Origin of the sequence: Bradyrhizobium sp. WBAH42, assembly GCF_024585265.1 — a bacterium.
In the GTDB taxonomy this organism is placed as follows: domain Bacteria; phylum Pseudomonadota; class Alphaproteobacteria; order Rhizobiales; family Xanthobacteraceae; genus Bradyrhizobium.
Genome location: NZ_CP036533.1, coordinates 4,830,278 through 4,853,246 on the forward strand (window position 1 = coordinate 4,830,278; position 22,969 = coordinate 4,853,246).

The 22,969-nt window shown below is 65.2% G+C and carries 28 protein-coding genes; 12 read left to right on the top strand and 16 right to left on the bottom strand.

All coding sequences use genetic code 11. From position 1 onward, the window contains the following. Positions 1-19: 19 nt before the first annotated feature. Positions 20-349 carry a PilZ domain-containing protein gene (locus tag DCG74_RS22500; RefSeq protein WP_172788528.1) on the bottom strand — a complete coding sequence of 110 codons (330 nt, stop codon included), beginning with the start codon at positions 347-349 and terminating at the stop codon, positions 20-22. Further along, a complete protein-coding gene (locus DCG74_RS22505) occupies positions 349-1,458 on the bottom strand; it encodes a DUF2336 domain-containing protein (RefSeq protein WP_172788529.1) in 1,110 nt (369 codons plus the stop codon). Before DCG74_RS22505 ends, DCG74_RS22500 begins: the two co-directional genes overlap by 1 nt. A gap of 297 nt (positions 1,459-1,755) precedes the next feature. On the opposite strand from DCG74_RS22505, the gene DCG74_RS22510 reads away from it, so the two are divergent. Together DCG74_RS22510 and DCG74_RS22515 are read left to right on the top strand one after the other, a co-directional pair. Next, positions 1,756-2,703, top strand: a complete 948-nt coding sequence (locus DCG74_RS22510) for an AraC family transcriptional regulator (RefSeq protein WP_172788530.1) — start codon at positions 1,756-1,758, stop codon at positions 2,701-2,703. Between the two features lie 50 nt (positions 2,704-2,753). Next, positions 2,754-3,344: an NADPH-dependent FMN reductase gene (locus DCG74_RS22515; RefSeq protein ID WP_172788531.1), complete on the top strand. Its 591-nt coding sequence runs from the start codon at positions 2,754-2,756 to the stop codon at positions 3,342-3,344. Positions 3,345-3,351: 7 nt separating this feature from the next. Here DCG74_RS22515 and DCG74_RS22520 read toward each other — a convergent pair whose 3' ends face one another. Next, positions 3,352-5,433 (bottom strand): methyl-accepting chemotaxis protein, encoded by a 2,082-nt coding sequence (locus DCG74_RS22520; RefSeq protein ID WP_172788532.1) that lies wholly within the window; start codon positions 5,431-5,433, stop codon positions 3,352-3,354. A gap of 85 nt (positions 5,434-5,518) precedes the next feature. Then, complete coding sequence (locus DCG74_RS22525) at positions 5,519-5,959, bottom strand: DUF1810 domain-containing protein (RefSeq protein ID WP_172788533.1); 441 nt, start codon at positions 5,957-5,959, stop codon at positions 5,519-5,521. Positions 5,960-6,152: 193 nt separating this feature from the next. On the opposite strand from DCG74_RS22525, the gene DCG74_RS22530 reads away from it, so the two are divergent. The 3 genes from DCG74_RS22530 to DCG74_RS22540 all read left to right on the top strand — a co-directional run bounded on the left by DCG74_RS22530 (position 6,153) and on the right by DCG74_RS22540 (position 8,640). Beyond that, entirely contained in the window at positions 6,153-7,103 is a 951-nt protein-coding gene (locus DCG74_RS22530; RefSeq protein WP_246708995.1) for a DUF2778 domain-containing protein, read from the top strand. 66 nt (positions 7,104-7,169) lie between these two features. Further along, positions 7,170-7,427 (top strand): hypothetical protein, encoded by a 258-nt coding sequence (locus tag DCG74_RS22535; protein WP_172788535.1) that lies wholly within the window; start codon positions 7,170-7,172, stop codon positions 7,425-7,427. 121 nt (positions 7,428-7,548) lie between these two features. Beyond that, on the top strand, positions 7,549-8,640 hold the full coding sequence (locus tag DCG74_RS22540; RefSeq protein WP_172788536.1) for a TRAP transporter substrate-binding protein: 1,092 nt from the start codon (positions 7,549-7,551) through the stop codon (positions 8,638-8,640). Positions 8,641-8,771: 131 nt separating this feature from the next. Here DCG74_RS22540 and DCG74_RS22545 read toward each other — a convergent pair whose 3' ends face one another. The 6 genes from DCG74_RS22545 to DCG74_RS22570 all read right to left on the bottom strand — a co-directional run bounded on the left by DCG74_RS22545 (position 8,772) and on the right by DCG74_RS22570 (position 13,968). Continuing rightward, positions 8,772-9,554, bottom strand: coding sequence for an ABC transporter ATP-binding protein (locus DCG74_RS22545; protein ID WP_172788537.1), 783 nt, complete (start codon positions 9,552-9,554; stop codon positions 8,772-8,774). Then, positions 9,542-10,597 carry a dihydrodipicolinate synthase family protein gene (locus DCG74_RS22550; RefSeq protein WP_172788538.1) on the bottom strand — a complete coding sequence of 352 codons (1,056 nt, stop codon included), beginning with the start codon at positions 10,595-10,597 and terminating at the stop codon, positions 9,542-9,544. The genes DCG74_RS22545 and DCG74_RS22550 overlap by 13 nt, the downstream gene beginning before the upstream one ends. 6 nt (positions 10,598-10,603) lie before the next feature. Next, positions 10,604-11,425, bottom strand: a complete 822-nt coding sequence (locus tag DCG74_RS22555; RefSeq protein WP_172788539.1) for a GNAT family N-acetyltransferase — start codon at positions 11,423-11,425, stop codon at positions 10,604-10,606. Further along, on the bottom strand, positions 11,412-12,449 hold the full coding sequence (locus tag DCG74_RS22560) for an NAD(P)-dependent oxidoreductase (protein ID WP_172788540.1): 1,038 nt from the start codon (positions 12,447-12,449) through the stop codon (positions 11,412-11,414). Before DCG74_RS22560 ends, DCG74_RS22555 begins: the two co-directional genes overlap by 14 nt. 17 nt (positions 12,450-12,466) lie before the next feature. Continuing rightward, positions 12,467-13,237, bottom strand: a complete 771-nt coding sequence (locus DCG74_RS22565) for an ABC transporter permease (RefSeq protein WP_172788541.1) — start codon at positions 13,235-13,237, stop codon at positions 12,467-12,469. Between the two features lie 83 nt (positions 13,238-13,320). Further along, positions 13,321-13,968, bottom strand: a complete 648-nt coding sequence (locus DCG74_RS22570) for a TetR/AcrR family transcriptional regulator (RefSeq protein ID WP_172788542.1) — start codon at positions 13,966-13,968, stop codon at positions 13,321-13,323. A gap of 100 nt (positions 13,969-14,068) precedes the next feature. Between DCG74_RS22570 and DCG74_RS22575 the strand changes: the two genes are divergently transcribed. The 5 genes from DCG74_RS22575 (at position 14,069) to DCG74_RS22595 (ending at position 17,496) form a co-directional block, all read left to right on the top strand. Further along, on the top strand, positions 14,069-15,085 hold the full coding sequence (locus tag DCG74_RS22575) for an ABC transporter substrate-binding protein (protein WP_172788543.1): 1,017 nt from the start codon (positions 14,069-14,071) through the stop codon (positions 15,083-15,085). A 237-nt stretch (positions 15,086-15,322) separates the two neighbouring features. Further along, a complete protein-coding gene (gene minC, locus DCG74_RS22580) occupies positions 15,323-16,021 on the top strand; it encodes a septum site-determining protein MinC (RefSeq protein WP_172788544.1) in 699 nt (232 codons plus the stop codon). A gap of 21 nt (positions 16,022-16,042) precedes the next feature. Beyond that, positions 16,043-16,858 carry a septum site-determining protein MinD gene (gene minD, locus DCG74_RS22585; protein WP_036022837.1) on the top strand — a complete coding sequence of 272 codons (816 nt, stop codon included), beginning with the start codon at positions 16,043-16,045 and terminating at the stop codon, positions 16,856-16,858. Further along, positions 16,855-17,136, top strand: a complete 282-nt coding sequence (minE, locus tag DCG74_RS22590) for a cell division topological specificity factor MinE (RefSeq protein WP_172788545.1) — start codon at positions 16,855-16,857, stop codon at positions 17,134-17,136. Before minD ends, minE begins: the two co-directional genes overlap by 4 nt. Before the next feature lie 174 nt (positions 17,137-17,310). Continuing rightward, positions 17,311-17,496 (top strand): hypothetical protein, encoded by a 186-nt coding sequence (locus tag DCG74_RS22595; RefSeq protein WP_172788546.1) that lies wholly within the window; start codon positions 17,311-17,313, stop codon positions 17,494-17,496. Here the strand turns inward: DCG74_RS22595 and DCG74_RS22600 are convergent. Next, positions 17,487-17,765 carry a hypothetical protein gene (locus tag DCG74_RS22600; RefSeq protein WP_246708991.1) on the bottom strand — a complete coding sequence of 93 codons (279 nt, stop codon included), beginning with the start codon at positions 17,763-17,765 and terminating at the stop codon, positions 17,487-17,489. The two genes, DCG74_RS22595 and DCG74_RS22600, sit on opposite strands and share 10 nt — an antisense overlap. A 113-nt stretch (positions 17,766-17,878) precedes the next feature. After that, positions 17,879-18,271 (bottom strand): hypothetical protein, encoded by a 393-nt coding sequence (locus tag DCG74_RS22605; protein WP_172788547.1) that lies wholly within the window; start codon positions 18,269-18,271, stop codon positions 17,879-17,881. 127 nt (positions 18,272-18,398) lie between these two features. Here DCG74_RS22605 and DCG74_RS22610 point away from each other — a divergent pair, with 127 nt between their 5' ends. Then, positions 18,399-19,181: an SDR family NAD(P)-dependent oxidoreductase gene (locus DCG74_RS22610; protein WP_172788548.1), complete on the top strand. Its 783-nt coding sequence runs from the start codon at positions 18,399-18,401 to the stop codon at positions 19,179-19,181. Position 19,182: 1 nt separating this feature from the next. On the opposite strand, the gene DCG74_RS22615 is transcribed toward DCG74_RS22610, so the two are convergent. After that, positions 19,183-19,413 carry a hypothetical protein gene (locus tag DCG74_RS22615; RefSeq protein ID WP_025035960.1) on the bottom strand — a complete coding sequence of 77 codons (231 nt, stop codon included), beginning with the start codon at positions 19,411-19,413 and terminating at the stop codon, positions 19,183-19,185. Between the two features lie 481 nt (positions 19,414-19,894). Further along, positions 19,895-20,956 (bottom strand): hypothetical protein, encoded by a 1,062-nt coding sequence (locus DCG74_RS22620; protein ID WP_172788549.1) that lies wholly within the window; start codon positions 20,954-20,956, stop codon positions 19,895-19,897. A gap of 343 nt (positions 20,957-21,299) precedes the next feature. On the opposite strand from DCG74_RS22620, the gene DCG74_RS22625 reads away from it, so the two are divergent. Then, a complete protein-coding gene (locus tag DCG74_RS22625; protein ID WP_172788550.1) occupies positions 21,300-21,896 on the top strand; it encodes a L,D-transpeptidase in 597 nt (198 codons plus the stop codon). A gap of 47 nt (positions 21,897-21,943) precedes the next feature. On the opposite strand, the gene DCG74_RS22630 is transcribed toward DCG74_RS22625, so the two are convergent. Together DCG74_RS22630 and DCG74_RS22635 are read right to left on the bottom strand one after the other, a co-directional pair. Continuing rightward, positions 21,944-22,372, bottom strand: a complete 429-nt coding sequence (locus tag DCG74_RS22630; RefSeq protein WP_172788551.1) for a hypothetical protein — start codon at positions 22,370-22,372, stop codon at positions 21,944-21,946. Between the two features lie 118 nt (positions 22,373-22,490). After that, on the bottom strand, positions 22,491-22,955 hold the full coding sequence (locus DCG74_RS22635; protein ID WP_172788552.1) for a MarR family winged helix-turn-helix transcriptional regulator: 465 nt from the start codon (positions 22,953-22,955) through the stop codon (positions 22,491-22,493). Between the last annotated feature and the right edge of the window lie 14 nt (positions 22,956-22,969).

The following is a 22,969-nucleotide window of genomic DNA, read 5'->3' on the forward strand; positions in this document are numbered from 1 at the left end:
CTTCGAATTCTATTTGCCTCTATTTGACCTGGACCGCGTTCTGCCCGGGCGCTGGTGCGCCGGCAGATTTCTTCTTGCCGTCAACGGTAATGAAATGGACGCCGGCGGTGGTGCCGTCGATCCAGACCAGCTCGCAGCGCCGGTAGGCGAGGCCTGTCGACGACAGCACCATGAAGAATTCCTTGGCCTTGAGCACGTCGAGCGTGCCCTCGACCTCGACCTTCGCGCCCGTCTGCGATACGTCGAGCAGGACGCAGCTGCGCCGCCAGGTGCCGTCGGACCCCATGAGATTGACCGGCTGCCTGTGGTCCAGCTTCACGCGGGCGGCTTTTCGACCGTCGAACTTCATCAGCTAACCCCCATGTTCTTTGCGTCCCGATGACCCCGACCGCTCTCCTTGGCGTTTGCGGCAATTTCGCCCCAACGCACCGTCCACTGGCTGGTCGACAGCAGCAACGTCTCGAAAATGTGCTGTGCGCGTCCGCGCTCGGCGAAGGAAAGCCGCGTGCCGCAGCGGTTGCTCAGGATGGCGAGCGTGGTCTGCCAATTCAGCCGCGAGGCGCGGCAGGCCATGACGAGACCCTCGCAATCCTCGTCGGTGATGACATGCTCGACGATCTCGATGGGAGTGCCCGACAGCACCGACAGCGCCGTAACGAGGTTGGCAGTCTCGCCGCGAATGGCGAAGCGGTTTACCGTGGAATCGTTGAGCTTGCCGGTGCGGTTGAGCGCGACGATTTCCGGCCGCGCGCGTGCATAAGCGGCGGCGCAGGGCAGCCTCGCGACGTTCGGCGCGGCCGTTGCGGTCTGATGCGAGCCGATGGCCTTCGGCCCTGTGCCAGATTTCGGCGCTGGCAAGGCCGACAGCAACTCCCGCATGACCCTATCGGGCGTGTCCGGCCTGAGCGCCAGAGCTTTGGTCAGTTCGTCATCCGACAGGCACTTCTCAATCAATGCAACGTAGGCGGCATCGGAGAATCTTGCCTCCCTGTTGCCGATCAGTGCGAGACAAACACTGGGGGCGCCACACTTGATCAGCGTCTCGATCACCAGTGGATCGATCGGCGCGCGGCCGGCGATCGCACATTGTTGTCGTTCGCCGCTCGCGGCTGCGACCGACTTGAGATCGGCCGTGGACAGTGATTGCGAGCGGAGCAAGACAGGGCAGGCGACTTCCGGATCGTGGTGCGAGGCGAGACGTCGCACGGTCTTCGGCGGAGCCACTTTGAGCTCTGCGAGCGCCGCGCTGACATCAATCAGCGTGCTGGCCTCAACCCGCTCGACCAGCCGTAGCAGGACGCCGTCGGCCATGTCGGCGAGTAATTCCTGAGATCGGTCGCGGCTGCTTGTGAGCAGTTGCAATATGCCTGAGAGGATGCGAGCACACCGGTCCAGCGGACATGTTGCAACCGCGTTCTCCAGATCGACCAGACTATCAGCAGGCGAGTTTGCCATCATGGCAGGAGCCTGAAATTAAATAAATTGAACCATCAAACGACGGTCATTCCGCCTCAAAGGCGTTAATTTGAATTTTAATCCTCGAAGGCTCGGGTATTGGCGCACCGCCGGCCTTGTAGGAAACGTTATCGAAATTCGGCGAGACCGGGTTGTCCCGGATTGTTCTTTCAACCGACCCCTCTCCATTTAATCAGGCCACAGTTACGATCGATTCTGACGAAATAATCGAAGGAGGAAGCGAACCGGCACCCCGCGGCCGGACGCAGATCCAGAGCGGCGCGGCATTTTCTTGTTTCCATGAACAGCATTGACGATGTGCCGAGGTCGGCACTCAAAACATTTCGCTTTTCAGACGTCGACGAATTTCGAAACGCCATACGCGGGCTGAACTTCGAATTCACCCCTTTTGTGCGGAAGATTTCGGCTGAGCAGACAATCCTCGCCTTGCCCGGCTGCGACGTGAATTTGACGCGCGCGTTTCCGCGGGTGGTTGACGCACAACTCGTGGAGAATTGCACTGCGATCGGCTTCACGATGGACGATCTCAACGTACCGATTCGCTTCAACGGCTCGCAACGTGCGCGACCGGTCGTGGTCATTGGCAACGGCGGAGCGGCCTACACCACCATCGAGGAGGTGCAGCGGCAAATCGCCTCGGTGATTTTCCGGCCCGAGGTGAGGGATCGTGGTTGGCCGCTCACGCTCTCGAGCTTCAAGATTTTTGAAATCTCCCCGGTCGGCTTGCAGCGGTTGCGCGGCGTGGTTCGCGAAGTGCTGGCCGAGGCGTCCGGCCCGGTCGACGCACGGGAGCTCTTGTTGAAGGGCGCGGCGATGAAGGAGTCCCTGCTCGGAGCCGTCGACGACGCCTTTGCAACCATCGTTTCGGCCCGCTGGACCCTGGGTCCCAACGACGGACGGAATTTCAGGATGTTCCAGGACATCCGCGCACTGCTGTCTGAGGACCTGTCGGAGCCGATTTATAGCGATGAGATCGCGCGCAAGCTCGGGCTGTCCGTTCGCACCATGCACGACATCGTTCGCCGCTACCGCGGCATGAGCCTGCACCGCTACTTGCGTCTGCACCGGCTGTGGCTGGTGCGCCGGCGCCTTCTCGCCGGCGCCGACAGCGTCAAGGCAGTCGCGCTGGCGTATGGCTTCTGGCATCTCAGCGATTTCTCCAGAGGCTATCGCGACCAGTTCGGCGAGACGCCGTCGCAAACGCTGGACCGCGGTCGCAGAAGGTAGCGCGACAAATCGAGTAGGGCTGGGCGCCGGTTTCGTGCTACCGTTCGGCCATGAGCAATCGCATTCTCGTTCTCTACGGTTCCTACCGTTCCGACCGCATGGGCATCCGCCTTGCGAATTTCGTCATCGACCGGCTGCGCGGCCGCGGCGAGGACGTCGAGTTCATCGACGCCAAGGCGATCGGGCTGCCGATGCTGGACCGCATGTACAAGGAATATCCCAAGGGCTCGGCGCCGGAGGCGCTGGAGAAGCTGGCCGGGCAGATCCGCGACGCCGACGGATTCGTCTTCGTCACCGGCGAGTACAATTGGGGCATCCAGCCCGGCCTGAAGAACCTCACCGACCACTTCCTGGAGGAATGGTTCTGGCGCCCGGCCGCGATCGTGAGCTATTCGGCCGGCCGGCTGTCCGGTGCCCGTGCGGCGACGGCCTGGCACGGCACGCTCTCGGAGATGGGCATGGTGGTGGTGTCGAGCACCATCGGCGTCGGCCCGATCGCGCAGACGCTGTCGGAGGCCGGCGAACCGATCGGCGACGGCGGCAAGGCCCTGGAGCGCTCCTTCCCGCGCTTCGCCGACGATCTGGCCTGGTGGATCGAGGCGGCGAAAGCACAACGGACGCGCAAGGCACCGCCGTATTGACGTCGCGCTACGCCGTCCGGACCTCGCCGAGAAAGCGCTCGAACTGGCCGGCGAGATCGCGCGACTGGGTCGAGAGCTGCTCGGCCGCGCCCAGCACCTCTCGCGCCGCGGCGCCGGTGTCGTCGGCGGCGCGCTGCACGCCGGAAATGTTGCTGTTGACCTCCTGGGTGCCGCGGGCGGCCTCCTGAACGCTGCGGGCGATCTCCTTGGTCGCCGAGCCCTGCTCCTCGATCGCCGCCGCGATCGCGGTGCCGATCTGGTCGATCTCGGCGATGACGTCGGCGACGTTGCGGATCGCCGCCACCGTCTCGTCGCTCGCGGACTGGATCGCGGTGATCTGCTCGGAGATCTCGGTCGTGGCCTTGGCGGTTTGGCCGGCCAGCGACTTCACTTCGGAGGCGACCACGGCAAAGCCGCGGCCGGCTTCGCCGGCACGGGCAGCCTCGATGGTCGCGTTCAGCGCAAGCAGGTTGGTCTGCTCGGCGATGCTCTGGATCAGCGTCACGACGTCGCCGATCTTCTGGGCGCCCTCGGCGAGCGTGCGCGCGGTGTCGCCAGTGCGGCGGGCGTTGTCGACGGCACGGGCCGCGATCTCGGTGCTTTGGGCGACCTGACGACCGATCTCCGCGATCGAGGAGGTCAGCTCTTCGGTGGCGCTCGCGACGGTCTGCACGTTGGTCGAGGTCTGCTCGGAGGCGGCGGCGACCACGGCGGCCTGGCTGTTGGTCTGCGCAGCCGTCGAGGTCATCGACTGCGCGGTGCTTTCCATCGCCGCCGAGGCTCGCGAGAGGCCGCCGACCAGCTCGGTGACCTTGGCCTCGAAGGCGCGGGTGAGATCGTCGAGCGCCTGGGCGCGGCGCATCTTGCCGTCGTTCTCGGCCTGCTTCTCGGCCGCGAGCCGGTCGGCCCGGATCATGTTGTCCTTGAAGATCCGAACGGCCGCGGCCATCGCGCCGATCTCGTCGGAGCGCGCGGCGCCGGGAATCTCTTCCGCAACCTCGCCGTCGGCGAGCCGCGACATCCGCGTCGTCAGGCCGACGATCGGCGCGCAGACGCGGCGGCGAACCGTCACGATGAGGCCGACGCTGGCCATCAGCACGGCGACGAGGCCGACGAGGGCGATCGTGAAGCTGGTGCGCGCGGCGGAGGAGGCGCCGGCGAGGATCTGCTCCGCGTTGTCGTAGAAGGCGTCGCGGACCGCGATGACGGTGGACAGGCCGCGCTGAGTGGCGGCGTAGTAGGTATCCACGTCGTGCTCGTACTTGCCGGTGACGGCGCCGTCCTTCGCCAGCTTGAGCTCGCGGCCGAACTCCTCGACATAAACCGAATTGAACTTCTCCAGCGCCGCGGCGACGTTGGCGGGCGTTGCCGGATTGCCGCGCAATTCCAGCAGCGCCATCACGAGCTGGTCGTTGCGGCCCTGCGAGCGGCTGATGTCGGCCTTCTCGGCATCGGTCGCCGGCTTCTTCCCGCCAACGAGATTCTTGTGCAGGCTCGAGTTGAAGCCGCCGACGTCGCGCAGCGTCATCGCGATATTGGCGTAGCTGGCCTGCCGGTAGGCGTCACCGTTCAGGATCGCCATGCGGCGGACCTGCTCGTTGAGCAGCGCGGTCACGCCGCCGTTGAGCACGGCATTGTCTGCGACGATCTTCTTGGCGGCGTCTTTGCGCGCCTCGGCGGGACCTGCCAGCGCCTTGTCGATGGCCTCGCGCAAGCCGGTGAACTTCGCGTTGATGCCGTCGATGTTGCTTCCGATCGTGGTGCCGTCGTCGAACGGGCCGGGCAGCTCCTTGCGCAGTGCGTTCATCTTGTCGCGGGCGCTGTCGGTCTGCTTGCGCAGCTTGTCCTGCTCGGCCAGCAGCGCGGGGTCGATGGCCGCAGGCCCGTACAGGATGTTGGTGGAATAGCCGCGCTCCGGATTGAGATAGCGCGGGATGTCGCTGACCGCACGGACGATCGCGAGCCGCCCCTGCGCCTCGGTGATCCGCTCCATCGTCTGGTATTTCGTCACGGCGACGTAGACGGCGAGGCCGCCCCCGACGGTCGAGAGCGAGACGATGGCGCTGGTCAGGAGCGTACCGATTTTCATGGTCAGTCCGGCAAATAACGGAGAATTATTTTGCCCGGACGATAGGGTGGTCCTGTTAATCTGCGGTTTACGCTACCTGGCCGGCTTAGGGGGATGTCCGATCGAGCCTGGCAAGGATCTCCAGCGTGGCGCCGTCAGGCTCGCTTGCGAAATATCGGGCGAGCGCCTGATCGAAGACGGGCTCGTCGGATACCGCGCCGAACAGCGTCATCGACGAGCGGAATTTGGCGTCATCCGGCGCGCCGAGGATCGCGTTGATGGTCCGGCCCTCGACCGCGAGCACCAGCCTGGTGCATTCGATGAGGCGCCCGCCCAGGATGGGGTGGGCGAGATAGGCCTCAGCCTCCGCGCGGGAGCTGATGGCGTAACGCTGCGACATGGCGCTGGCGCCGAGACCTGCGACCTGGGGGAAAATGAACCACATCCAGTGAGTCTGCTTCCGGCCCCGGGTCAGCTCGCCCAGGACATCGCGAAAAACCGGGTTTTGGGCCTGGACGAACCGTTCTAGGTCGAAAGTATCGGTCATTGGATACCCCCAGAGGTGTCTCACCGGCCGCGATTATGCCTAACTTTTGGCTCCCAATGTGGTAGCTGGTATAGAGTCTCTCCGGGTGGGGGTTGGGTCCCCCGGGGGTCGATTTGGGGATCTGATGGTTTCCGACGCAGCACACGCCGAAAGGCTGTTGTCGCGCCGCCGTGTCGGGCGGGCTGAAACGATTCTGCTGTCTCTGGCAGGGGTCGCGCTGGCGCTTGGCGCCGCCGCGTGGGTCGCCGACATCAGCGATTCGACCCCGCTTGTCTCCGCCGCGTTGCCGCCGGCCAGTGCCCCCTCATTCGAGGACCGTTTCGCTTCGGCCTCCGCCAACTCGTCGCCGCGCGAGCTCGGCCTGCGGGTGTTGGAGCGCTCGGCGGTGAATGCGGTCCAGCTCAAGCTGCGGGACGCCAAGGCGATGCTCGCCCAGAAGCTCCAGGGCGACGACTGGCGCTCGATCCTGACCGAGGACGACCGGTCCGCGGCCGAGGAGGCGAGGTCCTCGCAGCGCGCCGACGCCATCCCGATGCCGCGCGCGCGTCCGGTCCAGGCGGACTTCTCCGCCCAGATCGCCTCCAGCCAAGCCTATGCGGACACCAACCTCAGGGTCGACAACCGCAATTTCTTCGAAAAATTCACCGACAAGATCAGGCTGGCCTCGCTGACGCCCGGCGACGGCCTGTTCAGCAAGGCGCCGGATCTCGCCGCTCTCGGCTACGATTCGCGCACGGCGGTCTATGACATCTCGGCCAAGGCGGTTTACCTGCCGAGCGGCGTGGCGTTGGAGGCCCATTCCGGCCTGGGCGCGCTGATGGACGACCCTGAACATGTCGACCGCCGGATGGTCGGCGCGACGCCGCCGGCGACCTACGACCTCAAGCCGCGCGAAAAGCCGTTCCACGGCGTCCGTGCGCTGCGCATGACCCCGGTCGAAGGCACCAGCGCGCTCGGCCGCGTCGGGCTGCTCACCCACAACTACTTGCTCGGGCCGCGCGGCGATTCCAACGGCTGCGTCTCGATCAAGGACTATGATCGGTTCATCAAGGCCTACGACAATGGCGAGTTCAACCGCCTGGTCGTGGTGCCGAACCTGCGCGGAGCGGCGACCGCCTCGCAGCGCGCGAGCACCGATTCCTGAAATTCGCCTGCGACGGCGGGGCTGCCGTTTCCCCTTCGTTAAGCCGTCCTCGTCCAGAAGCAGCCCATGAGTGATGCATCCAGTTCCGAAACCCCGCTGCGCACGACGTTCAAGATCAAGCTGAACGGCGACACGTTGGCGATCGCGACCGTCGGCCAGGCCTATCAGTTCCTCACCAACTTCAAGTCGGTCGAGTGGATGGAATTTCGCTCGCTGCACGAGGATGCCGTCGCGGCCCTGGAAGGCGCTGCCGGTAACGCCATGCTGGCGGTGCAGGCAACCAACGCCGTGCGCGCGCTGTTCGTCAGCGCCAAGCTGCTTTGAAGCGAGCTACAGGCCGTTCTGTCGCATCTTGAACTCCGCTTTGGGAACGGGCAAACGGTCCGCGAAGGCCGTCGCCGTGCAGCCGCATGTTTGAAACTTACTTCAAGGGAGAGTCCTCATCATGAAACGCCGTACATTCCTGCAAGGCGGCGCGGTTGCCGGCGCGACGACGCTGGTTGCTGCACCTGCGATCGCGCAGAGCGCGCCCGAGATCAAATGGCGCCTGACCTCGAGCTTCCCGAAGTCGCTCGACACCATCTACGGCACGGCGCAGACCTTTGCGAAATATATTGCCGAGGCCACCGACAACAAATTCCAGATCCAGACTTTTGCCGCCGGCGAGATCGTCCCCGGCCTGCAGGCGCTGGATGCGGTCAGCACCGCCTCGGTGGAGATGGCGCAGACGCCGCTCTATTTCTACATCGGCAAGGAGCCGGCGCTGGCCTATGCCACCGGCGCGCCGTTCGGCATGAACCATCGCCACCAGGAATCGTGGTGGCATTTCGGCGGCGGCGCCGATCTCACCAACGAGGCGCTCAAGCCGTTCAAGGCGCACGCCATCCTCTGCGGCAATTCCGGCACCCAGATGGGCGGCTGGTTCCGCAAGGAGATCAAGACCGTCGACGACCTCAAGGGTCTCAAATTCCGCATCGCAGGCTTGGGCGGCCACGTGCTGGCAAGGCTCGGCGTCGTGCCGCAGCAGATCGCCGGTGGCGATGTGTATTCGGCCCTCGAGAAGGGCACGATCGATGCCGCCGAATTCGTCGGTCCCTATGACGACGAGAAGCTCGGTTTCCACAAGGTCGCCAAGTACTATTACTTTCCCGGCTGGTGGGAAGGCGGCGCGATGCTGCACATGGTCGTCAACGACGAGAAATGGGCCTCGCTGCCCAAGCACTATCAGGCGATCGTCAACCAGGCGGGCGCGGCGGCCGGGGCCTGGATGCTCGAAAAATACGACAGTGTGAATCCGGCGGCGCTCAAGCGCCTGCTCGCAGGCGGCGCGGAGCTGAAGGCGTTCCCGCAACCCGTGCTGGAGGCCTGCTACAACGCGACGCAGGACCATCTGAACGAGCTCGCCGCCAAGAGCGACCTGTTCAAGCGCACCAAGGACAGTCACGACGCGTATATGAAGGAGTTGTTGTTCTACACGCAGATCGCGGAGAATTTTTACGACATTTATCTGCTGAGCAAGATGCGCAACAAGAGCTGAGCGTACAGCTCTCGTAGGGTGGGCAAAGGCGCACTTGCGCCGTGCCCACCATCTTTCCGGGAATCGGATAGAGGTGGTGGGCACGCTTCGCTTTGCCCACCCTACGGGACTACGAGATCTGAGCGAGCGGCCTACGCCGCGCCCAGGCCCAGCTTCGCATAGATTCGCCGTGCATAGGCGCCGAACGCGTCCGTGGTCTTCAGCGGAAGGTCGCGCGGGAAGGGCAGGTCGATCGCGAAATAGTCGGCCATCTTCGCCGGGCCCGCGGTCAGCACGGCGCAATGCGACGACAGGAACACCGCCTCCTGTATCGAATGCGTGACGAAGATGATGGTCTTGCCGCTCTCGCGCCAGATCCGCAGCATCTCCAGATTCATCTGCTCGCGCGTCAGCGCGTCCAGGGCGCCGAACGGCTCGTCCATCAGGATCAGTTTTGGATCGTGAATGAAGGCACGCGCGATCGCGGTGCGCTGCTGCATGCCGCCGGACAGCTGCTGCGGATATTTCTGCTCGGAGCCGGCGAGCCCGACGAGGTTGAGCAGATCGCGCGCCCGCTCGCGCGCGGCCTTCATCGGCAGGCCGACGATCTCGGCCGGCAGCAGCACGTTGTCCAGGATCGTCCGCCACTTCAGCAGCAGCGCCTGTTGGAACACCATGCCGATGTCACGCGTCGGATCGAACGGGCTGTTGGCATTGCCTATCCTGACGGTGCCGCCGTCGGCGCCATGCAGGCCGGCCAGGATCTTCATCACCGTGGTCTTGCCGCAGCCGGACGGGCCGACCAACGAGACGAGTTCACCCTCAGCCACGTCCATGGTGACGTCGGATACGGCGAGAAATTCGGCGCCGCCGCTCCGATAGACCTTGCGGACGCCTTGCAGGCTGATGAACGGGTCTGAGCTCATGCCAGCCATTTGTTCAAGTTGGCGGCGACGAACTGATCATCGCTGAGGTCGGCGTGCTCGCGCGTGACGCGGTCGATCTCCTCCTTCTGGCCTGGGCTGAGGCCCTCGTTCGGATCGAGGCACCACAGGCTCCGCATCAGGCCCTGGCGCCGCAAGACTTCGTGGCAGCCGGCGATGCAGCCGTGAAAATTGTTGGCTACATCGAAGAAGGCGCTGTTGCAATCGGTGACGCGGGCATCGAGCGCGAGCAGGTCGGCGGGTACGCTGTCCTTGTGCCGCGCCGCCTTGCAGCGCTCGAACTGCTTGATCGCTTCGGCCGTCCATACTGACCAATGGCCGAGCAGGCCGCCTTTGAAATAGGTGCGGGTGGTCACGCCTTTGTCGCGAAGATCGAACGGCAGCACCAGGTCGAGCAGGATGTGATCGTCATTGCCGGTGTAGAGCGCGACGCGGTCGAGCGCGCTCGCCGCCGCGACGCCGCGCAGGACATCGAGCGTGCGGTAGCGGTTGAACGGCGCGACCTTGATGGCAATGACATTGTCGATCGAAGCAAAGCGTTGCCAGAACCGGCTGGACAGGATGACGCCGCCCACCGCCGGCTGGAGGTAGAAGCCGACCAGCGGGATTTCTGCGGCAACGGCCGTGCAATGCGCGATGATCTCGTCCTCGGAGGCGCTCTTCATCGCGGCGAGGCTGAGCAGGCCGGCGTGGTAACCGATATCGCGCGCGGTGCGGGCCTCGCTGACCGCTTGCTTTGTCGGACCCGCGAGGCCGGCGACCATCGCCAGCGGCCGCGTGGTCCAGTTCGCGGCGGTCTCGGCGGCGAGCTCGAGCACGGGACGGTAGAGGCCGACATCGCGGATCGCGAATTGCGTGGTGTGCACGCCGACCGCAAGGCCACCGGACCCGGCGTCGATGTAATAGCGCGTCAGCGCGCGCTGGTGCGTCTTGTCGAGCTGGCGCTCGGCGGTCAGCGCGAGGGGATGTGCCGGCAGCACGGTGCCTTCGGCGATCAGCTTGCGGATTTCGCCATTGATCTGGCTGTGGTGCATGATGTCCTATCCGAATTCGGGGCCGGCGACGGCGAACGGCGTTTCGTCCGCAGCGATGGTAGTGGGGCCGAACCGCATGCGCTGAAACGGGCGCTCGATGGTCCAGCCGGAGGCGGTCAAGCCGTCCAGCAACGCGGTTTGCGAGGCGACCGCATCGAGCAGCAGCGGGCCGGTCTCGGTGCGCATGATCGCCTCGACCAGAGCCAGAGCTGCTGCGGCATCGTCGGCCAATAGCGGGCCGATATGGCGGGCGGTGCGGCCGTCGCGGACCAGCGCAATGGCGCCATTCGCGGCGAGGATGCGCGAGCCAGGACGCTGGGCGAAGGCAGAAAGAAGGGCGGTTCGGTCGAAGCCGGTGGCCCGCCGGTCGCGCGCACAAAGCGCATCGAGTGTTGCGGATGACGATGGCGCCGCTTCGGCACGTCCGGGCCTCGCCAGCTTCAGGCGGCGCAATTGCAGCGTCGGCGTAAACCCGAGCGGTCCATAGACGGCGGCGCCGTCGGGCGTGGCATCGAGCCAGCTCGTCAGGCCGTTCTTGCGCGCGGTTTCCAGGCAGGCATCGACCAGGCGCGTTGCAAGGCCGCGGCGGCGGTGCGTGCCTGATACCAGCACCATGCTGACCCAGGCGTTGTTGCCGGAATAGGGCAGCAGTGCTGCGGTGGCGACCAATCGCGCGCCGTCGCGGATGCCGAACACGACACCATCACGCAGGAAGATGCGCCAGTCCTCTTCGGTCTGGTTCCACTGCGCTTCCGTCGAGAGCGCCAGAGCGGCGATCGCATCCTGGACGCCGAGCTTGAGGATGGGTGGAGCGTCAGTAGCGTCCATCGCGCACCTCGTATTTGGTGGGCTTGCCGAGGCTCGGCATGGCACGAGAGACCCAATCCGCGGTCCAGGCGATCAACTGCTCGGTATCGACGACGGGCAGGCCGAACAGCTCGACCGCCTTTGACGTGTCGGTCAGCCACGCCGTCGGCTCTTCCTTGCCCGTCAGCACCGGCGCGCAGCCGAACCTTGCCCCGAATTTCTCGGCGAGATCGCGTACCGCCAGGATCTCGTGACCGCTGACATTGATCGGCGAGGTCGGCGTCGTGCAATAAGCGAGACAGCGCAGCGCCTGTGAGGACGCATCGCCCTGCCAGATGAAGTTGACGTGGCCCAGGCTGACATCGATCGGCGTGCCGGTCAGCACTCTTGTGGCGATATCGTGCAGCACGCCGTAGCGCATGTCGATCGCGTAATTGAGGCGGAACAGGCGGCCCGGCGTGCCGAATTTGCGGGAGAAATGTTCGAACATGCGCTCGCGGCCGACGCAGGACTGGGCGTATTCGCCGGGCGGGTTCGGCGCCATGTCCTCGGTCGAGCCCTGGCCGTCGACGGGAACGAACGGATAGATGCAGCCGGTCGAGAACGCGACGATGCGCGAGGACGGGAACGCCTGCGCGACCAGCGCCGGCACATGCGCGTTCATCGCCCAGGTCAGCGACAGATCGCCCTCGGCGCCGAACTTGCGGCCTGCCATGAAGACGATGTTCGGCGCCTTCGGCAGCGCCGCGATCGCCTTCTCGTCCATCAGGTCGCAATTGATGGTTTCGACCCCGCGCGCCTGCAGCCAATCCTTGACGCTCGCGTCGCTAAAGCGGGCGACGCCGATGATGCGGCGATCCGGCACGGCGGCTTTCGCGAGCCCCGCCAGCGTCGGACCCATCTTGCCGGCGACGCCGAGGATCATGATGTCGCCCTCGACCTTGGCGAGGTCGTCGATCAGCGCCTGGCTCGGCCGGCACAGGAGATCGTCGAGGGCTGCGACATCGGGGATGGTTTTCGGCAACGTCTGGCGGGTCAGGAGCATGGATTCGTCCTTGGTCTTCAGGTCTGTCTCGCATCGCCGACCACGAACATGCGTTCGAGGGCGAGCACGAGGCCGTAGAGAGCGACGCCGAGCAGCGTCAGCAGCACGACCGCCATCACCATCGCGGGCGTGTCGAGCGAGGACTGCACCTGGATCATGAGGTAGCCGAGCCCGCGCTCGGAGGCGATGAACTCGCCGACGATGGCGCCTGCGACCGCCAGGATGGCGCCGACCTTCATGCCGGAGAACACGTAAGGCAGCGATCCCGGCAGCTGGATCTTGCGGAACAGCGTCCAGCGCGAGCCGCGGAGCGATTTGACGAGGTCGAGCAGGTCGGGCTCGACCTCGCGCAGGCCGCGCGCGGTGGTGAGCAGGATCGGGAAAAAGCAGATGCTGAAGGCGATCAGGATGTTCGGCACAATGCCGTAGGAGAACCAGACGATGAAGAGCGGGCCGAGCGCGACCTTCGGAATCATGTTCAGCGTCACGAACAGCGGCAGCAGCACGAGGCTCAGCAACGGCGCCCAGCTGAAGATCACCGCGAGCGCCACGCCGACGAACGCACCCAGTGCGAAGCCGCCGAGGATCTCGATCGCCGTCACCAGCGTGTTGGCGCCCCAGGCATAGCCTGTGGTTCCCAATGTTTGGATCGTCGCGAGCGGGGAGGGCAGGATGAATTTGGGCACGTGGAAGGCGTCGACCGCGACCTGCCACAGCACGAGCACGGCGAGGTGCACGATCAGGATGATCGCAAAGCTGCGCCAGCTGCGTGCGCTGTCTCCTGCCACCGATTGCTCCCGTTGTCGGCAGTCACCCTGCCGCCGGCTGCAAGCCTAGCCGTCCTCCAGGGAAGTTTCAACCAGTTGGTTGATTATGGCCGGAGCGACTGCAGCACGAGATCCGCGACATGCCGTCGCCGGGCGCGCCGTGCGCTGCGGCTCGACAGGTCCTTGCCGAAGATCGCCGACAGCGTCGGCGTGTTGGAGAAGAAGAAATAGCTGAGGCCCGCTATCGAGATATAGAGCTGGATGGGGTCGATCCCCTTGCGGAACACGCCCACGCGGACCCCTTCGTGGAGGATGTGCGAAACACTCTTCACGAGCGGTGAGTGCATCGCCTCCAGCCGGGTCGAGCCGCGGACGTGGCGGGCGCCGCCGCGGTTCTCGTCGTTCAAAAGCACGATGAAATCAGGGTTCGCCGCCAGGTGATCGAACGAAGCTTCGATCAGCTTGCGGATCGCCTTCTCCGGCGCCAGACCCTCGAGATTGAGTCTGCGCTCCTGCGCGCGGATGTCCTCATAGACCCATTCGAGCACAGCGAGGTACAGAGCGTCCTTGTCGCCGAAATAATGATAGACGAGCTGCTTGTTGACGCCGGCGCGCTCGGCGATCTCGTCGACGCGGGCGCCTGCAAATCCGTGCCGGGCGAATTCCTGGCGCGCCGCGGTCAGCAGCTTCCTGCGGGTGGCGACGGGGTCGCGGCGCTGCGGCACGGTGTCGCCAGATCGTTTTGCGGGCATTTCCAACCAAACAGTTGACAAGTGAAGGGCGGGCTTGTTGCATTGGTATCCTCACAAGGGGAGAGCGACAAGCCGGGTCGCGGCAACGAGGAGAGATGCGATGAAGCGTTTGCAGGCGGCGGGCTCTGCCCTGATCTTGGCCTTGGGGCTCGGTGTGTCGGTCGCGCCCGCGCATGCGGGAGAAGCCGTCAATCTGATCCTGAACTGGACGCCGACGGCCGACCACTCGCCCTATTATTTTGCCAAGGCGCAGGGCTGGTACGAGAAGGCCGGCATCGACCTCACCATCGAGACCGGCAAGGGCTCCGGCGTCTCCGCCGCCAAGGTCGGCTCGGGCGGCTCGCCGTTCGGCGTCGCCGATCTCGCCACCATGCTGGTGGCCAAGAGCAAGGGCGCCGACGCCGTTGCGGTGATGAGCGTCTATGCCAATACCGGCCAGACCTTCTATTGGCTGAAGAGCTACGGCGTGAACGGGGTGAAGGATTTTGCCGGGCACAAGATCGGCAATCCGCCGGGCGATGCCTCGCGCGTGATGTGGCCTGCCTTCGCCAAGGCCGCAGGCCTTGCGCCCGACTCCGTCGGCTTCGTCAATGTCGGACCGACCGCGAAGATCGCAGCGCTGAAGAGCCATACGGTGGACATCATCAGCGACTTCTACAACGAGCACGACCTCAAGGTCATCGATTTCGGCCAGGACCTCGGCTACGTCAACTGGAAGGACATCGGGCTCAACCCTTATGGTAATTCGCTGATCGTCAACGGCGCTTACTTGCAGAAGAACCCGAAGGTCGTCGAAGACTTCGTGCGCGTCACGCAGAAGGCCTTTGCAGCCTGTGTCGCCGACGTCGCGCCATGCCTGAAGGCGCTGCTCGATCAGGTCTCCGGTCTCGACAAGGAGAATCAGGAGCGCCAGTGGGAGCGCATCAAGTTCCTGATGACCGACGAGTTCACCACGAGCAAGGGGCTCGGCTGGATCGACGGCGAGCGGATGAAGAAGGACTATGAGCTGGTCCAGACCTATCTCGGCATGGAGAAGCCGTTCGACGTGACGACGGCGTTCACGACTAGGATGCTGGACCAGAGCATCAAGATGGACGCGAGCAAGGTGAAGAAGTAGGGCGTTTGCCCATGGACGGAGTCATGCCCCGGCTTGACCGGGGCATCCAGTACGCCGCAGCCCATCGATTCAATCACAACGGTCTCGAGTACTGGATCGCCCGGTCAAGCCGGGCGATGACGGCTGTGCTGGGGGGAGCGCGCTCCTAATACCGTGAGCCCGCGGAGAAATTAACCCGCCGTTAACCATATCCGCCGCATCGTTAACCATTCAATAACAGGGAACGAGTCGGCCGCCATGGAGGCTGCAGCAAAGGTCCAACGTCAAATGGTGCGCCTGCGGGGGCGCTCCTATGTGGCTTTCGTGTTCACGCCGACGGTTCCGGTCCAGGACTGGCTGCACGAGATTGACGCCACGATTGCGCGCTCGCCGGGCTTCTTCGCCGGCCGGCCCGTGGTGATCGACCTGTCCTCGGTCGATCTCAGCCAGGTCGGTATCGGCCATCTGCTCACCAGTCTGCAGGACCGCAACATCCGCGTGCTCGGCATCGAGGGCGTAGAGGAGGCGAGGCTGACCCCGACGATGCCGCCGCTGCTGTCGGGCGGGCGCAGCTGCGTGGTCGAGCCGAGCGCGCCGAAGAAGGCCGACGTGAAGGCCGAGACCAAGCCGACCTCCCTGCTGCTCGATAGCCCCGTGCGCTCGGGCCAGACCGTGATCTTCCCGGACGGCGACGTCACCATCCTCGGCTCGGTCGGCTCCGGCGCCGAGGTCGTCGCCGGCGGCTCCATCCACGTCTACGGCGCGCTGCGCGGCCGCGCCATGGCCGGCGTCAACGGACACACCAGCGCGCGCATCTACTGCCAGAAGATCGAGGCCGAACTGCTTGCAATCGACGGGTTTTACCAGACTGCGGACGACATCGACGCCGCCTTGCGCGGCAAGCCGGCGCAGGCCTGGCTGCAGGGGAATACCATGCGAATTACAGCACTGAACTGACCAGCAAAGGAGACATTTCAGATGAGTAAGGTACTGGTCGTGACATCAGGCAAGGGCGGGGTCGGCAAGACCACGACGACCGCCGCGCTGGGAGCTGCCTTGGCGCAGCGCGGCGACAAGGTCGTCGTCGTCGATTTCGACGTCGGCCTGCGCAACCTCGACCTCGTGATGGGGGCCGAACGCCGCGTCGTGTTCGATCTCATCAACGTCGTGCAGGGCGTCGCCAAACTCCCGCAGGCGCTGATCAAGGACAAGCGGCTGGAGAATTTATGGCTGCTGCCGGCTTCCCAAACCCGCGATAAGGACGCGCTGACGGAAGAGGGCGTCGGCAAGGTCATCGCCGAGTTGCGCAGCCGGTTCGACTGGGTGATCTGCGACAGCCCGGCCGGCATCGAGCGCGGCGCCTCCATGGCGATGCGCTTTGCCGACGAGGCCGTGATCGTCACCAATCCGGAAGTCTCCTCGGTGCGCGATTCCGACCGCATCATCGGCATGCTCGATTCCAAGACGGTGCGGGCCGAGAAGGGCGAGCGCGTCGAGAAGCACATCCTGATCACCCGCTACGATCCCTCGCGCGCCGCGCGCGGCGAGATGCTGACCATCGATGACATCCTGGAGATCCTTGCCACGCCCTTGCTCGGCATCATCCCCGAGAGCCAGGACGTGTTGAAGGCCTCCAACGTCGGCACGCCCGTGACTCTGTCGAATGCCGATGGAGCGCCGGCACGAGCCTATATGGACGCGGCCAAGCGCCTCTGCGGCGAGAACGTGACGATGCACGTTCCTGCCGAGCGCAGAGGATTTATGGACCGCCTGCTGCGACGGAGGGCTGCATGAGCATGGGTCTGCTTCGACTTCTCCGCGGCAAGAAGGCCTCGGCACCCGTCGCGCGCGAACGCCTGCAGATCCTGCTTGCCCATGAACGCGGAATGCGCGGCCAGCCCGATCTGCTCGGTGTGCTGCGTGAGGAAATTCTCGCCGTCGTGTCCAAGCATGTGACGCTGGACCCGACCAAGGTCATCGTCCGGCTCGAGCGCGGCGACGAGGTCTCGACCCTCGAGGTCGATATTGAGGTGCCCAACGACATCGAGCGGAAAAAGGTGGCGGTCGCGTAGGGACGCGGCCGCAGCCTCCCGTCTTGGGGTGGGTGAGAAGGCGGTCCGCCGGGCATGGCGGGCCGCCTTTGTCTTGCCGCTCACATCGATGGGACGGAACGCGCCCCGCGCCTCGACCGTTGTATCAACCCGCGGCAGCGTTGCACCGCGGCCGGTCAGAACGGGAGAGCGCCCATGATGTCCGAGGTCCAGGTCCATACCGTTGCCAGGCAGATGCTCGAAAAGCACGGCTTTGCTGCGATCGCGAAGGCCGCGGAGCAGGCCCAGGCCTGCGAGGGCCGCGGCGAGGCCGACGAGGCGAGGGAATGGCGTCACATCGTGGACGCCATGAAGATCATGCGCGGCCCGCATCAGAGCTGACATTCGCACGCGCGAACGTCTTCAACGCTCCTCGCGATCGGCGCCTTGCTGCGACGTGCGATTTTGTGTCTGTGGCTGCGCGCGCTCGCCCGATTCCCTGCAGGCAGCGGTTCCCACGTGCCGTCCGGCGCCTGCTGATAGGCACTGCAGGACGGCGAGGTGGACTTTTCCGCGGCCCTCTGGGCGTCGGAATTCCTCGCCAGGGCGGGCGCAGTCAGCACCGCGGCGGCAGCAATCGCGCCGGCGAAAACGAAATGGATATTCCGCATCAGGACCTCCTGTTCGAATTCGGAAAGAGGCCGCATGCTTTCGCGGATTGTGACGATTTTGGGCCGCGGCAGAGGTTCCGTCGCGGCGTGCTTAACGCGGCAACGCCGGGGCGCTAGCCGCCCTTGCTCCGGATCAGGCCGGCGAGATTGGTCTTCTGGGCTTCGCACCAGCCGGACATGCCGAGGCGGCGCTGGTCCATGTCGGTCGCCTGGGTCGCAACCGCGACTTCCGCCATCAGATCGTCGTCCTGCTTCTCGCCCATCTTGCCGCCGGTGTGCATCCAGGCGATCGCCTTGCGCACCTTCTCGGTGGTGCCGTCGGGCAGTTGCATCTGCTGCGCCCTCTGCACGAGGTCCTGATAGACGAGATCGGTGTTGGGGCACTCGACCTTGGCGGCGAAGGCCTGCAACACCATCGTCACATAGGTCGCCCGCGGTGGCGCCTCGCCCGCGAGGGCCGGCGTGGCCAACAGCAACAGGGCCGTCATCAGAAAACCGGTGCGCATCCTTGGGACCTCCTCCGTTTTTCCGAGAGGCTAGCGTCCCGCGCGCCGCTCCGCAATGGTGCGCGGTGCGATTGTCGTCCGTCGGGGCGGTGGGCTAACCTGCTGCTTCCCAGCATCGGAGCGCGACATGAGCCTGTTCAGCACGCCGTTCGATCCCGCACGCGACACCGCGCTCGTCACCGGCGCGGGCAATGGCATCGGCCGCGCGATCGCGCTCGGCCTGGTCGGCGAGGGCGTCCGCACCGTGTTCGCGGATGTGAGCGCGGAGCGGGTGCGCGCCGCGATCGGCGCGAGCGAGAGGCCTGGTCTCGCCGTGCCCTGGGTCGGCGATCTCGCCAGCCTCGAGGCCTGCGATGAGCTGCTGACGGCCGCACACGCCGCGCTCGGCGAGGTCACGCATTTCGTCCACAGCGCCTCGCCGCCGCGACGCGAGGCCGATCATGCGCTCGCGGTCGATCGCAAGACCTGGCAGGAGATGCATGCCGTCAATCTCGATGCCGGCTTTCACCTCGCTCGCGCGCTGGCAAAGCGGCTGATCGCGGCGAAGCGGCCGGGTTCGTTCCTGTTTCTGACGTCGCTGCATGCGGGCACGCCGCGCAACCTGCCGCATTATTCGACGGCAAAGGCCGCCATGGCGATGCTGGCGAAGGAGCTGGCCAAGACGCTCGGACGTTACGACATCCGCGTCAACGCACTGGTGCCCGGCGCGATCGCAGCCGGCGGGTTCGTCGCCGATCCCGCGCTGGCGCGGCACATTCCGCTCGGGCGGCTCGGCGAGGCCAATGACCTCGCACCGATGGCGCTCACGGTGCTGTCGAACAAGCTGTCCGCTTACGTCACCGGCGCAGCCTTCGTCGTCGACGGTGGATTGTCGCTGACGAACTGGTTCGAGGCGCCGGCGCTGGATTAGCCTAGCGCTGCCAAGCCGGCACCGGATCGAGCGGCGTGCGATACAGCTCGTTGTGATCGCGATCGGTGACGCGCACCGCGCAGCCCTTCTGCTGCAGCTCCGGCTTCACCTGCGACAGCTCGCAAGCCAATTGATCGGCGCGATCGGAGGCAACCTCGATGTCTTCGAGGATGATTCCACCCTGGTTCTTGAACTCTTCACCAACCACGAGATCGAAATAGTAGTAGGGCATCCGAATTCCCCGGTGTGACGATCTGAGCTTCAGTGCAAGTCTCAACGCATATCGGATGATACCACTGAGTCGATATCTATCGAACGAACAGAGCGCGCAATCTCTGAGCTTATGGCGCAGAAATGATGTGCAGTGTGCGGGGTCGTTAGGAATTTATTAAATATGCCTGCGCAATCATTAAGGCATGGAATTGCAGCAGAACCGGGCTCCGGGAACCGGGAGCTGCAAGAGAAGGCCGCCGGCATAGATCCCGACGGCCTTTTCTCTTGAGCGTGAGATCGCTTCCCGTAATTCCCCGGAGTTAACGCATCGCATCGACTCGGACAGCGTACGCGAGCGCACGACAGCGAGGCCGCGGCGTTGCTCTAAAGCGCGATGCGATGAATCGTCATCGCGCCTCAGGTTAGTGTTTGAGCATGATCTCTTCGGAAAACCGCTACGCGCTTTGCGCTAACGCGGCCCTTCGGGTCCGGATCATGCTCTAACGCAGCGGCATCGGCGGGCGCACGATCGGTCCGTCGTCATCGGCAACGGCTTGCGTCGTCGGCGCAGCTGACGGCGGCGCGGCAGCGGCCTGCGATGGCGGCGGCGGAGGTGCGAGCGGCGAGGGCGAAGAGGCCGGCATGTAGGTCCGCGTCACAGGCGGCTTGGGCTTGCGAACCGGCGGCACGACAGGCTGCGGCGCTGCAGGCTGCGGCGGCAGTGCAGCTGCGCGTGCGCGCGGATCGACCGGCGGCCGCGCTTCGGTGACCGGCTTCGGTGCAGGAGGCCTGGCCATCTCACGCGCCATCTGCTCCTGTCCGGCCTTCAACTCGGCGATGTTGGCCTTGAGCTGCTCGATCTGCTGCGCCATCGCGGCGAGATCGCGTGTCATCGATTGCACCTGCGCTGCATCGACAGGCTGTGTCGCTGCAGGCGCGGCCGCAGCAAGCTGAGTCTCGGGCGGGGGCGCAGCTTGGTCCGCCGTTTGGTTGGGTGTGGCTTGGGCTGCCGGCGGCGCGGCCTCGGCGGCGGCGACCGGCGCGCTTTGCTGCGGTGTCGCAGACAGCAACGAGGTCGTCGGGAGCAGCGAGGTCAGCGCCGGCGTCCATTCGGCCAGCAACTGCTTTGCCGTGTCGCCGTGCTTCTCCCAGGCGACGCTGGCGGCCACACTGGCGCCGGCAAGCAGGAACGTGACGAACGCGCCGCGCAGCCATTTGCGGACCGAGGATCGCTTCTTCATCACGGGACCATCGCTGGAGGTGATGCGGACAGCTGTATCGATCGAAGGGGCCGCGGCGGATTTTCCGTAGACGACGTTGATGGTGGGCTCGGGCGCGCGCGGGGGCTCCAGCGTGAATTTCGGCATGAGCTTGGGCTCCGGGGCAAACTTGGGCTCCGGACGCCGCGCGATCTCCGGCGCCAGCGCAGGCGACACGCTGGTGGGGCGTGAGGCGAGCACGATCTCGGGCGAGATCTGGACCGCGTCGTGCGGATCGTTGTCCTTGACCGTGTCCTTCACGATCTCATCGACGATTTGCTTGGCGTTCAGCGTCGCGAGCATCGCAGCTCCTTTGAAGCGCAGTGTTCGAGGTTTAAGTCATCCGCATTGGCGCGGGGCTGATCCGAGGTGAGCCCATGCCGGTCCCCATGACGCACGAGTCCAGCCGGGTTTGACCAAAGCAAGGCGAGGGGATGGAGATGATGCGACAGTCTTCCGCCCTTTGTGGTGATGGAACCCAATTTGCCGAACACGCGCATGTGTTCCCGCACCGCCTTGTTTTCAGCATGATTTTGGCAATATCTGGCGCTGCTGGGGGCGCTGTTGTTCCGCTATTGGGGGGCCGGCGGTGCCAAGATCTCTACTCGTTTTGTTCGTCGCAGCCCTGTTGCCGCTGGGCGGCTGCATGCAGACGACACTTTCGCCATCGACGGATGCGAGCATGACGCCGCGCGACCGTCAGTTGCTCGCGCACGCGCCTTACGCGAAGGCGAACGTGCCTGAGCAATATCTGCGTCACATCGTCGATTACCACCGCAAGGAGCAGCCGGGCACGATCCTGGTCGATACCGACGCGCGCTATCTCTATTACGTGCTGCCCGAGGGCAAGGCGATCCGCTACGGCGTTGCCGTCGGCGAGGAAGCCATGGCGTTCTCCGGCGTGGCGCGGGTCGGTCGCCTCGCGGAATGGCCGGACTGGGTTCCGACCGCGGATATCCAGGCGCGACTCGGCCCGTATCCGGCGCGCGTTCCCGGCGGTCCCGCCAATCCGCTGGGCGCGCGGGGCATCTATCTCTTTGTCGGCAACAAGGACACGCTCTATCGAATCCACGGCACCAACCAACCCGAATATATCGGGCAGGCGATCTCGTCCGGCTGCATCCGGATGCGTAATGAGGACGTCATCGATCTCTACGACCGGGTGAAGCTCAATTCGATGGTCGTAGTGCTGCCGCCGGGGCAGAGCGCGCAGGCCGAGGCGGGCGGACGCTGGCGAGGGTAAGGCCGCCCGACCGGCTGCTCGCGTTCTCGGGGATTGTTTGTGCGCGGCTACTCAGGCCGGGCGACCCGCCATTGCAGCGTCGTGGCATTGCCGTTGGCGTCGCCCGGCGCCTTGTCGGCGGGCGAGGTATAGAGCGGGCGATAGCGATACGCCCACATCTTGCTGCCGTCGTTGCGGCTGATCACGGTGAAATCGCCGACGGCCTTGGCGTCTGCGGTCGCTGGCAGCGGGACCCAGCTCTCGGTGCACTTGCCGTTGCAGTTCGACGTCTTTCCGGTGGTGTCGCGCTCGTAATAGTAGAGCGTCATACCCTTGAGATCGACGAGCTTGGGACCTTGCTTGGTCAGGACCACCTTCGCCGGCGCAGTCGTCGCCTCGGGCTTCGGCGGCGGGGCATCGCCGCCGCCATGGCCGTTGGCGAGCGCGTGACCGGTCGAGAGCGCGATGGCCGCGGCTACAACGAGGAACCTGAACATCCGAAACTCCGCCCCGCAAAGTTAATCGCGCGTTAAGCGCCCAATGCGCGCCGACGTTAGCAGCCGAAGGTTAGTTCCTGGTTTCGTGCGCTGCGACAATTACGGACATGGTCCGAGATCAGAGCTGCGCATCGCGCAGCGGCGCCCGGCTGAGCTCGTTGCCGGCGGCGATGGCCTTGCGCAGCAGCCGCATCAGCTCCTCGCCCTCTTTCGCGCTGAGGCCGCGCAGCATGATACGCTGCGCAGATTCAACGGCCGGGGTGATCTTGCGCAGCGTGCGCCGGCCCTCGTCGGTGATCTCGAGCTCGCGCGCGCGGCGGTCGCGGCTGGACGGACGACGCTCCACGAGGCCCTTCTGGACGAGGCGATCGATCACGCCGGTGATGGTGGTGCGATCGTAGGCGATCAATCCGGCGAGCGTCACCTGGTCGAGCCCCGGATTGGCCTTGATGGTCGCAAGCGCAGCGTACTGCACCGGCGTGAGATCGAATCCGGCGTCCCCGACCTCGGCCAGGAACACCGCGACTGCGATCTGCTGAAAGCGGCGCGCCAGATGGCCGGGCATGTCGTTGTTGTCTTTCACCGAAATCTCCTCTG

What these genes read in the sequence shown, in the direction of transcription:
- DCG74_RS22500 (WP_172788528.1), bottom strand. Translation starts at nt 349, where the DNA reads ATGAAGTTCGACGGTCGAAAAGCCGCCCGCGTGAAGCTGGACCACAGG.
- DCG74_RS22505 (WP_172788529.1), bottom strand. Translation starts at nt 1,458, where the DNA reads ATGATGGCAAACTCGCCTGCTGATAGTCTGGTCGATCTGGAGAACGCG.
- DCG74_RS22510 (WP_172788530.1), top strand. Translation starts at nt 1,756, where the DNA reads ATGAACAGCATTGACGATGTGCCGAGGTCGGCACTCAAAACATTTCGC.
- DCG74_RS22515 (WP_172788531.1), top strand. Translation starts at nt 2,754, where the DNA reads ATGAGCAATCGCATTCTCGTTCTCTACGGTTCCTACCGTTCCGACCGC.
- DCG74_RS22520 (WP_172788532.1), bottom strand. Translation starts at nt 5,433, where the DNA reads ATGAAAATCGGTACGCTCCTGACCAGCGCCATCGTCTCGCTCTCGACC.
- DCG74_RS22525 (WP_172788533.1), bottom strand. Translation starts at nt 5,959, where the DNA reads ATGACCGATACTTTCGACCTAGAACGGTTCGTCCAGGCCCAAAACCCG.
- DCG74_RS22535 (WP_172788535.1), top strand. Translation starts at nt 7,170, where the DNA reads ATGAGTGATGCATCCAGTTCCGAAACCCCGCTGCGCACGACGTTCAAG.
- DCG74_RS22540 (WP_172788536.1), top strand. Translation starts at nt 7,549, where the DNA reads ATGAAACGCCGTACATTCCTGCAAGGCGGCGCGGTTGCCGGCGCGACG.
- DCG74_RS22545 (WP_172788537.1), bottom strand. Translation starts at nt 9,554, where the DNA reads ATGGCTGGCATGAGCTCAGACCCGTTCATCAGCCTGCAAGGCGTCCGC.
- DCG74_RS22550 (WP_172788538.1), bottom strand. Translation starts at nt 10,597, where the DNA reads ATGCACCACAGCCAGATCAATGGCGAAATCCGCAAGCTGATCGCCGAA.
- DCG74_RS22555 (WP_172788539.1), bottom strand. Translation starts at nt 11,425, where the DNA reads ATGGACGCTACTGACGCTCCACCCATCCTCAAGCTCGGCGTCCAGGAT.
- DCG74_RS22560 (WP_172788540.1), bottom strand. Translation starts at nt 12,449, where the DNA reads ATGCTCCTGACCCGCCAGACGTTGCCGAAAACCATCCCCGATGTCGCA.
- DCG74_RS22570 (WP_172788542.1), bottom strand. Translation starts at nt 13,968, where the DNA reads ATGCCCGCAAAACGATCTGGCGACACCGTGCCGCAGCGCCGCGACCCC.
- DCG74_RS22575 (WP_172788543.1), top strand. Translation starts at nt 14,069, where the DNA reads ATGAAGCGTTTGCAGGCGGCGGGCTCTGCCCTGATCTTGGCCTTGGGG.
- minC (WP_172788544.1), top strand. Translation starts at nt 15,323, where the DNA reads ATGGAGGCTGCAGCAAAGGTCCAACGTCAAATGGTGCGCCTGCGGGGG.
- minD (WP_036022837.1), top strand. Translation starts at nt 16,043, where the DNA reads ATGAGTAAGGTACTGGTCGTGACATCAGGCAAGGGCGGGGTCGGCAAG.
- minE (WP_172788545.1), top strand. Translation starts at nt 16,855, where the DNA reads ATGAGCATGGGTCTGCTTCGACTTCTCCGCGGCAAGAAGGCCTCGGCA.
- DCG74_RS22595 (WP_172788546.1), top strand. Translation starts at nt 17,311, where the DNA reads ATGATGTCCGAGGTCCAGGTCCATACCGTTGCCAGGCAGATGCTCGAA.
- DCG74_RS22600 (WP_246708991.1), bottom strand. Translation starts at nt 17,765, where the DNA reads ATGCGGAATATCCATTTCGTTTTCGCCGGCGCGATTGCTGCCGCCGCG.
- DCG74_RS22605 (WP_172788547.1), bottom strand. Translation starts at nt 18,271, where the DNA reads ATGCGCACCGGTTTTCTGATGACGGCCCTGTTGCTGTTGGCCACGCCG.
- DCG74_RS22610 (WP_172788548.1), top strand. Translation starts at nt 18,399, where the DNA reads ATGAGCCTGTTCAGCACGCCGTTCGATCCCGCACGCGACACCGCGCTC.
- DCG74_RS22615 (WP_025035960.1), bottom strand. Translation starts at nt 19,413, where the DNA reads ATGCCCTACTACTATTTCGATCTCGTGGTTGGTGAAGAGTTCAAGAAC.
- DCG74_RS22620 (WP_172788549.1), bottom strand. Translation starts at nt 20,956, where the DNA reads ATGCTCGCGACGCTGAACGCCAAGCAAATCGTCGATGAGATCGTGAAG.
- DCG74_RS22625 (WP_172788550.1), top strand. Translation starts at nt 21,300, where the DNA reads ATGCAGACGACACTTTCGCCATCGACGGATGCGAGCATGACGCCGCGC.
- DCG74_RS22630 (WP_172788551.1), bottom strand. Translation starts at nt 22,372, where the DNA reads ATGTTCAGGTTCCTCGTTGTAGCCGCGGCCATCGCGCTCTCGACCGGT.